This window comes from Pseudomonas sp. TE3728, assembly GCF_056279145.1.
In genome coordinates this window covers 4,198,374-4,210,970 of the sequence record NZ_JBWBQT010000001.1, presented here as the reverse complement: position 1 = coordinate 4,210,970, position 12,597 = coordinate 4,198,374, and the positions used below count along the sequence as shown (strand labels likewise).

The following is a 12,597-nucleotide window of genomic DNA, read 5'->3' as shown; positions in this document are numbered from 1 at the left end:
TTTAAGGAGTGAATGGATGAAAATCATCATCCTCGGCGCAGGGCAGGTCGGCGGTTCGCTGGCGGAACACTTGGCCAGCGAGGCCAACGACATCACCGTGGTCGACACCGATGGCGAACGCCTGCGTGACCTCGGCGATCGGCTGGACATCCGCACCGTGCAGGGTCGCGGTTCGCTGCCGACCATCCTGCGTCAGGCCGGTGCCGACGACGCCGACATGTTGGTTGCAGTGACCAACAGTGACGAAACCAACATGGTGGCCTGTCAGGTCGCGCACACTCTGTTTCACACACCGACCAAGATCGCCCGGGTCCGCGAAGCCGCGTACCTGACCCGCGCCGAACTGTTCGATAACGAAGCGATTCCGGTCGACGTGCTGATCAGTCCGGAGCAAGTCGTTACCAACTACATCAAGCGCCTGATCCAGCATCCGGGTGCGTTGCAGGTAATCGACTTCGCCGAAGGCAAGGCGCAACTGGTGGCAGTGAAAGCCTATTACGGCGGTCCGCTGGTGGGTCAGCAATTGCGCCAGTTGCGTGAACACATGCCGAACGTCGAAACCCGCGTTGCGGCGATTTTCCGTCGTGACCGGCCGATCCTGCCCCAGGGCGATACGGTGATCGAGGCCGACGATGAAGTATTTTTCATCGCCGCCAAAGCGAACATTCGCGCGGTGATGAGCGAAATGCGCCGCCTCGATGAGAGCTACAAGCGTATCGTCATCGCTGGCGGCGGGCAGATTGGCGAGCGCTTGGCCGAGGCCATCGAAAGCCGTTATCAGGTGAAGATCATCGAGATGAACCCGGCCCGCTGCCGCCATCTCTCGGACACCCTCGACAGCACCGTGGTGTTGCAGGGCAGTGCCTCCGACCGCGACCTGCTGATCGAGGAGAACATCGCCGACGCCGATATCTTCCTGGCGCTGACCAACGACGACGAAGCCAACATCATGTCGTCGCTGCTGGCCAAGCGCCTGGGCGCGAAGAAGGTGATGACGATCATCAACAACCCGGCTTACGTCGACCTGATCCAGGGTGGCGACATCGACATCGCCATCAGCCCGCAATTGGCGACCATCGGCACCTTGCTGGCTCACGTGCGGCGCGGCGATATCGTCAGCGTGCACTCATTGCGTCGAGGTGCGGCGGAAGCCATCGAAGCCATCGCCCACGGTGATGAAAAGTCGAGCAAGGTGATTGGCAAGGCCATTGAAAATATAGGCCTGCCGCCGGGGACCACCATTGGCGCGATCATCCGCGACGAAGAAGTGATCATTGCCCACGACAACACGGTGATCGAAGCCGGCGACCATGTGATTCTGTTCCTTGTGGATAAGAAGCATATTCGGGATGTGGAAAAGCTGTTCCATGTGGGGTTGAGCTTCTTCTGATGATCGTTCCCACGCTCTGCGCGGGAATGCCTCAACAGACGCTCCGCGTTCGGCTTTGAATGGGACGCAGAGCGTCCCGGGCTGCATTCCCACGCGGAGCGTGGAACGATCACTGACTGAGGAAGCACCGATGATCGAATCCCTGGAAAAAATGCTCGCCAAGGGTGTGGATAACTCGCTGCTGCGCTTCGGCCTGGGCAAGGGTTATCTGGATCTGGGTGAAAATGCCAAAGCCGCAAAGCATTTCCAGCGCTGCGTCGAGTTCGATCCGAAGTATTCGGCGGCCTGGAAGCTATTGGGCAAGGCGCATTTGGCGCTGGCGGATTACGCGGCGGCGCGTCAGGCCTGGGAACAGGGCCTGGAAGCTGCCCGCAACCATGGCGACAAGCAGGCCGAGAAGGAGATGATGGTGTTTTTGAAAAAGCTTGAGCGTCAGGCGCACTGATCAGAGGCAACTCAGGCTAAAGATCAAAAGATCAAAAGATCGCAGCCTGCGGCAGCTCCTACGGGGTGTACGCCGCGCCTTTTGTAGGAGCTGGCGAAGCCTGCGATCTTTTGATTTTTACCGGGGGTTATCCACAGCAACATCAGTACCAGCGTTCTTCGCCCGGCGGACGCTTCTTGAAGCGCTTCATGCTCCACATGTACTGGCTCGGATAAGCTCGCACATAGCGCTCGACCACCTGGCTCATCGCCGCACAGGAGGTTTCAGTATCGGTGCTGTACATAGCCTCCGGGGCGGCTTCGAGGATCACTTTGTAACCCGAACCGTCCGGTAGTCGCAGGGCATGCAGGAACACACCGACCGCTTTGCCGCCGGCCAGCATGTTCGGCACGAATTTACTGGTCAGGGCCTGAGTGGCGAAGAAAGGCACGAAGATCCCGGCGGATTCGGCCGGTTCCGGGTCAGCCGGAATGCCCACTGCCCCCCCTTTGCGCACTTCCTTGATCACGCTGAGGATGCCTTCCTTGGTGGAAGCGGCCACCCGGTTACCCAATTGCACCCGCTGCTTGCGCAGCAACTCATCCACCGCCTTGAGCTTGGGCGGACGGTAGAAAATGATCGGTTTGCACTGGTTGCAATAGAAGTGGTTCAACACTTCCCAGTTGCCCAGGTGGCTGGTGATGCCGACCACACCTTTGCCGGAGGCGAGGGCGTCTTTAAGCACATCGAGACCTTCGACTTCGCGCACCAGGTCGATGGAACGCTGAGCCGGCCAGATCCATGCGCAGGCGCTCTCGGTCAAGGACTTGCCGATGTCTTTCAGGCTCTGTCCGACTAAACGCTCGCGTTCGGCGGGGTCCATTTGCGGAAAGCACTTGGCGAGGTTGATCCGTACCACGTCGCGGGAACGGTTGGGGGTTTTCCACATGATCCAGCCAATTGCTGAACCCACCGCCTGCACTGCCCGCCATGGCAGCAGGGCAAACAGACGCAGAGCGCCTACCAGCAAGGCGCCTTTCAACTTATCCACAGGTCACTCCTGATCTTGTGCTGTGCGCGAGGCGGCTATTCTAACCGCCGTTCGCCAAGGTGGCGTAGCGATCGCAATCCCGGGTGTGGTCCATGACCATGCCCGAGGCCTGCATCAACGCGTAACAAATGGTCGGGCCGACGAACGTGAATCCGGCCTTTTTCAGGCCTTTGCTCATCTCGACGGCAACCGGTGTCACGGCCGGCACTTCACTGCGATCCTTGAAATGATTGATCACCGGCGCTCCGCCGACGAACGACCAGAGAAACGCCACCGGGTCCTCCAGCGCCAGCCAGGCCTGGGCATTGCGCCGGGCGGCATTGAGTTTGAGGCGATTGCGGATGATCCCCGGATCGAGCATCAATTCATCGATTTCCGCGTCGCTCATCTGTGCCACACGCTGCACGTCGAAGCCAAACAGCACCTCGCGATAACGCTCTCGTTTGCGCAACACAGTGATCCAGGAAAGCCCGGCCTGGAACCCTTCGAGCAAAAGCAACTCGAACAAACCCTGCGCATCGCGTAGCGGCGTGCCCCACTCCTGATCGTGATAAGCCATGTACAGCGGATCTTCGGTACACCAAAAGCAGCGTGGCATAAGGCTCCAGGGGGCGTGCGCAGGACCGAATCGGGTATACTCCCGCTCTTTAAATCGCAGCCCAAGAAACAGGTGAATTTCGTGAGCCAGCCTACGCCAGCCGTGCGTACCTTCCAAGACTTGATCCTCGCCCTCCAGCAATACTGGGCCGAGCAAGGTTGTGTGGTACTTCAGCCCTACGATATGGAAGTAGGCGCCGGCACTTTCCACACTGCCACGTTCCTGCGCGCCATTGGCCCGGAAACCTGGAACGCCGCTTATGTGCAGCCCAGTCGTCGCCCGACTGACGGCCGCTACGGCGAAAACCCGAACCGTCTGCAGCACTACTACCAGTTCCAGGTAGTCCTGAAGCCGAACCCGGACAACTTCCAGGAACTGTACCTGGGCTCCCTCAAGCACGTGGGCCTCGACCCGCTGGTGCACGACATCCGTTTCGTCGAAGACAACTGGGAGTCGCCAACGCTGGGCGCCTGGGGTCTGGGCTGGGAAGTCTGGCTCAACGGCATGGAAGTGACGCAGTTCACTTACTTCCAGCAAGCGGGCGGCATCGAGTGCTACCCGGTGACCGGCGAGATCACTTACGGTCTGGAGCGTCTGGCCATGTACCTGCAAGGCGTGGACTCGGTCTACGACCTGGTCTGGGCTGACGGTCCGTTCGGCAAAGTGACCTACGGCGACGTGTTCCACCAGAACGAAGTGGAGCAGTCGACCTACAACTTCGAACACGCCAACGTCGAGAAGCTGTTCGAGTTGTTCGACTTCTATGAAAGCGAAGCCAAGCGCCTGATCGAACTTGATCAGCCATTGCCGTTGCCGAGCTACGAAATGGTGTTGAAGGCTTCCCACACCTTCAACCTGCTGGATGCGCGCCGGGCGATCTCGGTGACCGCGCGTCAGCAATACATTCTGCGTGTACGCACCCTGGCGCGTTCCGTTGCGCAAGCCTACTTGCTGGCTCGCGCCAAGCTGGGCTTCCCGATGGCGACCCCGGACCTGCGTGATGAAGTACTGGCCAAGCTGGAGGCTGCACAATGAGTGCTCAAGATTTTCTGGTTGAACTGGGCACCGAAGAACTGCCACCCAAAGCCCTGAACACCCTGGCCGAAGCGTTTATGGCCGGTATCGACAAAGGCCTGCAAGCTGCCGGCCTGAACTACGAAACCAAAACCGTCTATGCCGCGCCACGTCGTCTGGCCGTGCTGATTACCGCGCTGGCGACCCAGCAGCCAGATCGCAGCATCAACCTCGACGGCCCGCCACGTCAGGCCGCGTTCGATGCCGAAGGCAACCCGACTCAAGCGGCACTGGGCTTCGCCAAGAAATGCGGCGTCGACCTGAGCGAGATCGATCAGAGCGGTCCGAAACTGCGCTACAGCCAAAGCATCGCCGGCAAGCCGACCGCGAGCCTGATGCCGACCATCGTTGAAGACTCCCTGAACGACCTGCCTATCCCCAAGCGCATGCGCTGGGGTGCTCGCAAGGAAGAATTCGTTCGCCCGACCCAATGGCTGGTGATGCTGCTTGGTGACCATGTCATCGACTGCACCATCCTCGCCCAGAAGTCCGGCCGCGATTCCCGTGGTCACCGCTTCCACCATCCTGAAAGCGTGCGCATCACCTCGCCGGCCAACTACCTGAGCGATCTGCGTGCGGCTTATGTGCTGGCCGACGCCAACGAGCGTCGCGAGCTGATCAGCAAGCGCACCGAAGAACTGGCGACGCAGCAGGAAGGTACGGCCATCGTGCCGCCGGGCCTGCTCGACGAAGTGACCGCGCTGGTTGAATGGCCGGTGCCGCTGGTGTGCTCGTTCGAAGAACGCTTCCTGGACGTGCCGCAAGAAGCGCTGATCACCACCATGCAGGACAACCAGAAATATTTCTGCCTGCTGGATGCCGACGGCAAGTTGCTGCCTCGTTTCATTACCGTGGCCAACATCGAAAGCAAAGACCCGCAGCAGATCATCGCCGGCAACGAGAAAGTGGTTCGCCCACGCCTGACCGACGCCGAGTTCTTCTTCAAGCAAGACAAGAAGCAAAAACTCGAAGAGTTCAATCTGCGCCTGCAGAATGTGGTGTTCCAGGAAAAACTCGGCAGCGTCTACGACAAGGCCGAACGTGTTTCCAGACTTGCCGCATTCATTGCTCAACGCATTGGCGGCAACGCTGCATGGGCTTCCCGTGCCGGCCTGCTGTCCAAGTGCGACCTGGCGACCGAAATGGTCGGCGAGTTCCCGGAAATGCAAGGTGTCGCCGGTTACTACTACGCCCTGAACGACGGCGAGCCGGAAGAAGTCGCCCTGGCACTGAACGAGCAGTACATGCCGCGCGGTGCCGGTGCTGAACTGCCGACCACCCTGACCGGTGCGGCCGTGGCCATCGCCGACAAACTCGACACGCTGGTGGGTATTTTCGGTATCGGCATGCTGCCAACCGGGAGCAAAGACCCGTACGCCCTGCGCCGTGCTGCGCTGGGTGTGTTGCGCATCCTGATCGACAAGAAGCTCGACCTCGACCTGAACGACGCCGTAGCATTTGCCGTGAATGCGTTCGGTACCAAGGTCAAAGCTGCCGGCCTGAATGACTCGGTGCTGGAGTTCATCTTCGATCGTCTGCGTGCCCGTTATGAAGACGAGGGCGTTGATGTCGGGACTTACCTGTCGGTCCGTGCCCTGAAGCCGGGTTCGGCGCTGGATTTCGATCAGCGTGTACAAGCGGTAGAAGCGTTCCGCAAATTGCCGGAAGCCGCAGCCCTGGCCGCGGTGAACAAGCGCGTTTCGAACTTGCTGAGCAAGGTCGAAGGCTCTGTTCCTTCGGTCGTTGAAGCCAAGTACTTCGACAATGCCAACGAGTTCTCCCTGTATTCGGCGATCCAGCAGGCTGACCAGGCTGTCCAGCCGATGGCTGCGGCGCGTCAGTACAGCGAATCGCTGGCACGTCTGGCTGCCTTGCGCGAGCCGGTGGATGCGTTCTTCGAAGCGGTCATGGTCAACGCCGAAGATGCCAAGGTGCGAGCCAACCGTTATGCGCTGCTGGCGCGTCTGCGTGGCTTGTTCCTCGGCGTCGCCGACATTTCGCTGCTGGGCTAAGGGGCTGCTGTTGAAACTGCTGATTCTCGATCGGGACGGAGTGATCAATTACGACTCCGACGCATATATCAAGTCGGTGGAGGAGTGGATTCCGCTCCCCGGTTCGATCGAAGCGATCGCGCAGTTGAGCAAGGCCGGCTGGACGGTGGCGGTCGCTACCAACCAGTCGGGCATCGCTCGCGGCTATTACGACATCGCCACCCTGGATGCCATGCACGCTCGCTTGCGCGAGCTGGTGGCGGAGCAGGGTGGCGAAGTCGGGCTGATCGTCTATTGCCCGCACGGGCCAGACGATGGCTGCGATTGCCGCAAGCCAAAACCCGGGATGTTGAAAACCATCGCCGCGCATTACAACGTTTCGCTGACGAATCTATGGTTCGTCGGCGATACTCTCGGTGACCTGGAAGCCGCCAGAGCCGTCGACTGTCAGCCAGTTTTGGTAAAGACCGGGAAAGGCGAAAAGACTCAGGGCAAGACCCTACCGGCAGGCACCTTGATTTTTGACGATCTGGCGGCGATTGCCGCGGAACTTATCCACAACTAAGGCTCTTCTGACATCCTGGCCAAGGACTGATCGGGAGTGCGCTTGAATAGGCGGGCAGTGCCCGCAACGGTAAATATCGCCATGTCGATACTGCAGGCCATCAGAACTTTCCTCTTTTACCTGCTGCTGGGCACCAGCTCTTTGCTTTGGTGCACCCTGAGCTTTTTTATCGCGCCCTTTCTGCCGTTCAAGGCGCGTTATCGTTTTATCAACGTGTACTGGTGCCGCTGCGCCTTATGGCTGAGCAAAGTCTTTCTGGGTATCCGTTACGAAGTGAAGGGTGCCGAGAACGTGCCTGACCAGCCCTGCGTGATTCAGTCGAACCACCAGAGCACCTGGGAGACATTCTTTCTCTCGGCCTACTTCGAGCCGCTGAGCCAGGTGCTCAAGCGCGAACTGCTCTACGTTCCGTTCTTCGGCTGGGCCATGGCGATGCTGCGACCGATCGCCATCGATCGCGGCAATCCGAAAGCTGCGCTCAAGCATGTGGCGAAGAAGGGCGATGAGCTCCTCAAGGACAAGGTCTGGGTACTGATCTTCCCGGAAGGGACTCGCGTTCCCTATGGCACCATCGGCAAGTTTTCCCGCGGTGGCACCGCGTTGGCCGTCAATGCGTCATTACCGGTACTGCCGATTGCACACAATGCCGGCAAGTTCTGGCCAAAAACCGGTTGGGCGAAACAGCAAGGCGTGATCACCGTGATCATTGGCGCGCCGATGTACGCCGAGGGCAGTGGGCCGCGAGCCATTGCCGACCTGAATGATCGGGTGCAGGTCTGGAACGAACAGATGCAGCGCGAGATGGGCTCGCTGCCAGCAGCCCCGGCGGCCCCGAGTGCGACCGATCAAGTGGCTGTCTGAGATTCTGTGGATAACCTGTGTACCGTTTTGTTGAAAAACACTGAATTTAGTTCTTAAGTTTCTGATTTACATACATATTTCTTATGCAAGTAAAAAATCCGAAAAGGTGCATAAGTTTATTTCGGACGTAAAAAAACCGGCTGATATAGCCGGTTTTTTTATGCCCGTTGACAGCGTCTGGATCACTCGCTCAATAGCGGTAACTGGATGCTGAACGTCGAGCCTTGCCCCACCACGCTGCGACAGGAAATCCTCCCGCCATGACGATCCACCACCGCCTTGACCATGGACAAACCCAGTCCCAGGCCGTCACTGTCGTGAGCCGAGTTAAAACGCCGATACTGACTGAACAACTCAGGAAGTTCATCGACAGCAATCCCTCGACCCTGATCGGCGATCTCGCACAGTAGCCAACCTTCGGCATAACTCACCCGCACTGAGATCCGCGAGCCCGCCGGACTGTACTTGATGGCGTTTTCCAACAGGTTGAACAGAGCCCGTGTCAGTAGCGATTGATCGGCCAGGACCAGCGCTTCAGCGTCTTCGTCGAGGTCATGCAGTAATTGAATGTTCTTCAGATGAGCAATGCTGGAGGCCTGATCGAAGGTATCGAGCAACAACATCGCGAACATGCTCGGCTGAAACTGATAGGCCTCGGACTCGGCTTTTGCCAACTGCACAAAAGCCTCGGTCAGGTTCAGCGCCTTGCGCACTTGTAACTCGATCTGGTTGAACACTTGAGTGTCACCGGGCACCTGATGCCGCTGGACGTCGAGCAAGGCGAGTATCGCCGAATGGGGAGCCCTGAGGTCATGGGACAAAAAGCGCAGCAGTACGGCTCGCTGTTCTTCGGCGTCGCGCTCGACGCTCAAGTCAGTGAGGCTCAGTAGCCAGCCAATTACAGAGTCGCCTTCGGCCGGCAACAGCGGTGCCAGGTCCAGACGCAGGCTGCGTGCCTGGGTGTCACGAAACTCCAGCGGCTGCAGGGTCGACAACGCAGATGGCATTCCGTTGGACGGCACCGGGTAACCCAGGTCATTCAGTTGCTCGAGCATGTCCTCGCCCACCAGGCCACGACCAAATACCTCTCGAGCCTTGCGGTTGGCCAGCAGAATACGCCCGTGCGGATCGCTGATCAGCGTCGCCACCGGCAGGTATTCAAGCCCATCGGCGATGAAACGTCGGGTATCGCGGGTCCGGCTCATAGCCTGCTCCAGCGCGACGATTTGCCCTTGCAGCACATCACCGGCCGGGGCCTGGGTGCGACGACGTTCGGGAAAGACTTTTGGCTCGCTGTCCAGGCGCGCCAGTTCCCAGCCGAAATAAGCGAGCACCGCGTTCAGCCTTCGCCAATTCCAGATCAGGTAGCCCAGCATCATCCCTAGCAGGCTCGACGCTGGTGACCACCACCAGCCAAGCCGCAACAGTACACCCGAGCCCAGCAGAGCGGCGGCCATTGCACCCAGGGTCAGCCATAAGGCGCGACGCGGACGCACCAGCAACAGGCCCAGCAACTCACCGACAATCATCACCGATAGCAACGCCGCCAAGCGCTGGTCGAGAACCACGATGTTGCGCTGTTGCAGCAGCCCGTTGAGGATATTCGCCTGAATCTCAACACCCGGTGTAGTGCCGAGGCTCGCCGATTGCGGTGTCACGTAGCGGTCGCCCAGGCCTGGAGCGGTCGAGCCGATCAGGATCAAGCGATCGCGCAGCAACTCGGGCGGAACTTCGCCGCGCAATACACTGACGTAGGGCACAGTGGGAAAGCCCGCGTCGGAATGGATGAAAGGAATCCGTATTTCATGGGCTCGCTGCCAGCCTTGCTCCGATGGCGAGGCCGGGGTGCCGGGCATCAGTGCATGTCCCTTGTCGCCAAGGGCTTCTTCGTACAGCAGCCAGGCCAGTTGCGGGCGTGTTTTTTGCGCCGGGCCTTCGCTTAAATACACACTGCGCACGATCCCATCAGCGTCCGCTTCGGCATTGATGTGCCCGACGCCTTTAGCGCAATGGCTCAGCGCAGCCACCGGTTCAATTTCTCCCAAGGGCTGCCCATAACGTGCGACGCCTTCACGCAACAGCGGCACGAAAACATTCCCGGCCCGACAGACAGCCTGGGCCAAAAGCTGATCGTTGCCGGGATGGCTATCGGGCTCGCTGAAGATAACGTCGAACAGAACGCCTTTAACGTTCGCGGCGCTGAGCCGATCCAGCAGTTGCGCGTGCATGGCCCGCGACCATGGCCATTGGCCAAGCTGCTGCAAGCTGTAGTCATCGATCGTGACGATGAGTATTCGCGGATCCACCGGCAGCGGACTCAACCGACGCAGGTTGTCATACAGCAGATTGCTCAGGGCCAGCCCCTGATTCATGGACAGCATCGCCGTCAGCGGCAACAGGATCAGACAGACCCACAGCCACTCGCGGACCATCCGCTGAAACAATCGCTGAGCCTGGGTCGGCTCGCGGTCATCCTTCCTTGGTCGTCTCTTCATCGGTCGTCGGCCAGGGCGCTATTGGACACGCGTGGTCCTGGGGTAATAGAAAATGTCATACACCCCAGTCTCTCCCTCTAACCCCTGAGCGTCATAGGCCGACAGGCGAACATGGTAGAAAAACGCTTTCAGCCCGCGGAACTTGACCTCTGGTGTGCTGGAAAACTGCTCTTGCTTGATGTCCAGAAAGGCTGCGTCGGTCGCCACTTGCGCCCGATAACGCTTAGCCCCTTCGATGGGCTTCATGATCAATTGCCAGACAGGCACATTCCCCGTCTGACCGGCCTGCCCTAACAAACGTGGAGCGGGTAACAAGTCGATTGGCGTCAGCGTGCCTTGTTTCTGAATACGTAAACCCTGGCGGGCCATGACCTGGACTTCGTCAGCTTCAACGCCCTTGGGGCGTTTGGCAACGGGCCGGGCAGAGCGGAAACCCAACGTTTTTTCATCACGATTGACCGCCACTTGCCCGTTCAACACTTCCAGCAGCGCCTCGCCACCGTCATCGTTGCGCACCCGAAAGTGCGTACCCCTCACGCCCAGTACACCGACCGGCGTGACGATCTGAAAGCGATCATGGTCGCTGGCACGTTTGATCACATACGACTCAACCTGGCCCTGCTCAAGAATGACCTGAGGGATCGAATGTTCTTCATTGAGGCGCAGGGTGATATGGGAACTGGAGGGCAACACTACCCGCGAACCATCACCCAGGGACAGGCTGACAAATGCCGAAGGCGCGGTTTTGACGCCTTCCTGCTCGTCGATCGACATACCTTCCTGCAGCGGCGTCTGCTTGCCTTTGGCGTCCAGCTTCCAGGCTTCGCCAGTCAGATGCTCGACCGTTGCCGGCAGCGGTTGACCACGGCATTGTTGATTTTGATCGATATAAGGCAAGCGTTTTGCTAAAGAGACTGCCGCCGATGCACTCTGGGAGAGCAATCCCATCAGGCCGGCAACCAGTAAAAGACAGACGCCAGAATGGCGTGGGAGCAATAAGGTCATGGGGTTCATGGATTGGCTTTTATGCTCTTATGAAAATCACGCCGGATAACGCACACAAGTATTTGACGCACGATACCTGAGCGGACGCTCTGGCAGATAGCCATGGGAGCAAAGGATATTGGAGATGACACATCCCTGTGTCGGAGCCGAGCAGGCACTCCGTGTGTTTCCCCTGAGCAGGGTACCGCCGAAAACCGGCGATCGACGGGCCTGCAAAGTGACTTGGCGCTCCCTGCGCCGGAGCACATCCCGATGCCCCTGTGCCGCTCAGCGACAACGAATTTACCGGCATAAATGACCTTCGCAGCAATTCGCCACAATTGTTCAGATTCGATCAATCAGCCTAAACTCCCGTAGGAATTTTCACTAACGAGATGAAGGAACCACTCGGCATGCGTGTCGCAATACTGGATGACGAGCCCGCTGAACTGCGCCGGGTTGAACAGACACTGCGACAGATCCCCGTCACGGGTGAGCAGGCGTGGACGCTGCATTGTTTCGAGCGGGGAGAGGACTTGCGACGGCAACTCCGGCGCGAAACCTTCGATCTACTGATCCTCGATTGGCAACTGCCCGATATCAGCGGCCTGGCTTTGTTGCGTTGGACCCGTGAACACATGGATGTGCCGCCGGCCGCGATCATGCTCACCAGTCGTGATACCGAAAGCGATATCGTCCAGGCGTTGAACGCCGGGGCCGATGATTACGTGAGCAAACCGTTTCGTCCCAACGAACTGATGGCTCGAGTCAGCGCGGTGCTTCGTCGGCATGGGCTGCAACGCGCGGCGGCCACCGAAATACTGACCTTCAATGACCTTGAATTCGACGACGCCGAACTCACCGTCACCCGCGCCTCCACCCCCATCAGCCTGACCGAACGGGAATACCGTCTCGCCCGTTGCCTGTTCGCCAATCTGGGCCGACCTTTGTCCCGTGAATACTTGTATGAACGTTTTTGGACCCATGAAGAAATAGCGTCCTCCCGTCCGCTGGATACTCATATTTATCGCCTGCGCAACAAGCTGGGCCTGACGGCCGATCGCGGTTGGCAACTGCTGACGATTTACGGGTATGGGTATCGGCTCGAGAGCGTGGCCACTGCTAGCGAATGACGACCTTTCGACGATCAATAAAAAAGGCCAA

General features: G+C 59.1%; 11 protein-coding genes. 7 read left to right on the top strand and 4 right to left on the bottom strand.

Annotated features, from left to right (window positions below):
* Positions 1–16: 16 nt before the first annotated feature.
* A complete protein-coding gene (gene trkA, locus ACZ89R_RS18435; RefSeq protein ID WP_429544998.1) occupies positions 17–1,390 on the top strand; it encodes a Trk system potassium transporter TrkA in 1,374 nt (457 codons plus the stop codon).
* A 130-nt stretch (positions 1,391–1,520) separates the two neighbouring features.
* Positions 1,521–1,835: a tetratricopeptide repeat protein gene (locus ACZ89R_RS18430; protein ID WP_429544999.1), complete on the top strand. Its 315-nt coding sequence runs from the start codon at positions 1,521–1,523 to the stop codon at positions 1,833–1,835.
* 142 nt (positions 1,836–1,977) lie between these two features.
* Here ACZ89R_RS18430 and ACZ89R_RS18425 read toward each other — a convergent pair whose 3' ends face one another.
* Both ACZ89R_RS18425 and tag read right to left on the bottom strand, forming a co-directional pair.
* Entirely contained in the window at positions 1,978–2,865 is an 888-nt protein-coding gene (locus ACZ89R_RS18425) for a lysophospholipid acyltransferase (RefSeq protein WP_008007909.1), read from the bottom strand.
* Positions 2,866–2,905: 40 nt separating this feature from the next.
* A complete protein-coding gene (tag, locus tag ACZ89R_RS18420) occupies positions 2,906–3,463 on the bottom strand; it encodes a DNA-3-methyladenine glycosylase I (RefSeq protein ID WP_063342022.1) in 558 nt (185 codons plus the stop codon).
* 81 nt (positions 3,464–3,544) lie between these two features.
* Between tag and glyQ the strand changes: the two genes are divergently transcribed.
* From glyQ to ACZ89R_RS18400, 4 genes are all read left to right on the top strand, one after another.
* Positions 3,545–4,498 (top strand): glycine--tRNA ligase subunit alpha, encoded by a 954-nt coding sequence (glyQ, locus tag ACZ89R_RS18415; protein ID WP_003213601.1) that lies wholly within the window; start codon positions 3,545–3,547, stop codon positions 4,496–4,498.
* A complete protein-coding gene (glyS, locus tag ACZ89R_RS18410) occupies positions 4,495–6,549 on the top strand; it encodes a glycine--tRNA ligase subunit beta (RefSeq protein WP_429545000.1) in 2,055 nt (684 codons plus the stop codon). Before glyQ ends, glyS begins: the two co-directional genes overlap by 4 nt.
* Before the next feature lie 4 nt (positions 6,550–6,553).
* Positions 6,554–7,093 carry a D-glycero-beta-D-manno-heptose 1,7-bisphosphate 7-phosphatase gene (gene gmhB, locus ACZ89R_RS18405; RefSeq protein WP_429547837.1) on the top strand — a complete coding sequence of 180 codons (540 nt, stop codon included), beginning with the start codon at positions 6,554–6,556 and terminating at the stop codon, positions 7,091–7,093.
* Positions 7,094–7,174: 81 nt separating this feature from the next.
* On the top strand, positions 7,175–7,954 hold the full coding sequence (locus ACZ89R_RS18400; RefSeq protein ID WP_429545001.1) for a lysophospholipid acyltransferase family protein: 780 nt from the start codon (positions 7,175–7,177) through the stop codon (positions 7,952–7,954).
* A gap of 182 nt (positions 7,955–8,136) precedes the next feature.
* On the opposite strand, the gene ACZ89R_RS18395 is transcribed toward ACZ89R_RS18400, so the two are convergent.
* Both ACZ89R_RS18395 and ACZ89R_RS18390 read right to left on the bottom strand, forming a co-directional pair.
* A complete protein-coding gene (locus tag ACZ89R_RS18395) occupies positions 8,137–10,449 on the bottom strand; it encodes a CHASE2 domain-containing protein (RefSeq protein WP_429545002.1) in 2,313 nt (770 codons plus the stop codon).
* 18 nt (positions 10,450–10,467) lie between these two features.
* Positions 10,468–11,454 carry a FecR family protein gene (locus ACZ89R_RS18390; RefSeq protein WP_429545003.1) on the bottom strand — a complete coding sequence of 329 codons (987 nt, stop codon included), beginning with the start codon at positions 11,452–11,454 and terminating at the stop codon, positions 10,468–10,470.
* Between the two features lie 392 nt (positions 11,455–11,846).
* Here ACZ89R_RS18390 and ACZ89R_RS18385 point away from each other — a divergent pair, with 392 nt between their 5' ends.
* Positions 11,847–12,566: a response regulator transcription factor gene (locus ACZ89R_RS18385; RefSeq protein WP_429545004.1), complete on the top strand. Its 720-nt coding sequence runs from the start codon at positions 11,847–11,849 to the stop codon at positions 12,564–12,566.
* The last annotated feature ends 31 nt before the right edge of the window (positions 12,567–12,597 follow it).

What these genes read in the sequence shown, in the direction of transcription:
- trkA (WP_429544998.1), top strand. Translation starts at nt 17, where the DNA reads ATGAAAATCATCATCCTCGGCGCAGGGCAGGTCGGCGGTTCGCTGGCG.
- ACZ89R_RS18430 (WP_429544999.1), top strand. Translation starts at nt 1,521, where the DNA reads ATGATCGAATCCCTGGAAAAAATGCTCGCCAAGGGTGTGGATAACTCG.
- tag (WP_063342022.1), bottom strand. Translation starts at nt 3,463, where the DNA reads ATGCCACGCTGCTTTTGGTGTACCGAAGATCCGCTGTACATGGCTTAT.
- glyS (WP_429545000.1), top strand. Translation starts at nt 4,495, where the DNA reads ATGAGTGCTCAAGATTTTCTGGTTGAACTGGGCACCGAAGAACTGCCA.
- ACZ89R_RS18400 (WP_429545001.1), top strand. Translation starts at nt 7,175, where the DNA reads ATGTCGATACTGCAGGCCATCAGAACTTTCCTCTTTTACCTGCTGCTG.
- ACZ89R_RS18395 (WP_429545002.1), bottom strand. Translation starts at nt 10,449, where the DNA reads ATGAAGAGACGACCAAGGAAGGATGACCGCGAGCCGACCCAGGCTCAG.
- ACZ89R_RS18390 (WP_429545003.1), bottom strand. Translation starts at nt 11,454, where the DNA reads ATGACCTTATTGCTCCCACGCCATTCTGGCGTCTGTCTTTTACTGGTT.
- ACZ89R_RS18385 (WP_429545004.1), top strand. Translation starts at nt 11,847, where the DNA reads ATGCGTGTCGCAATACTGGATGACGAGCCCGCTGAACTGCGCCGGGTT.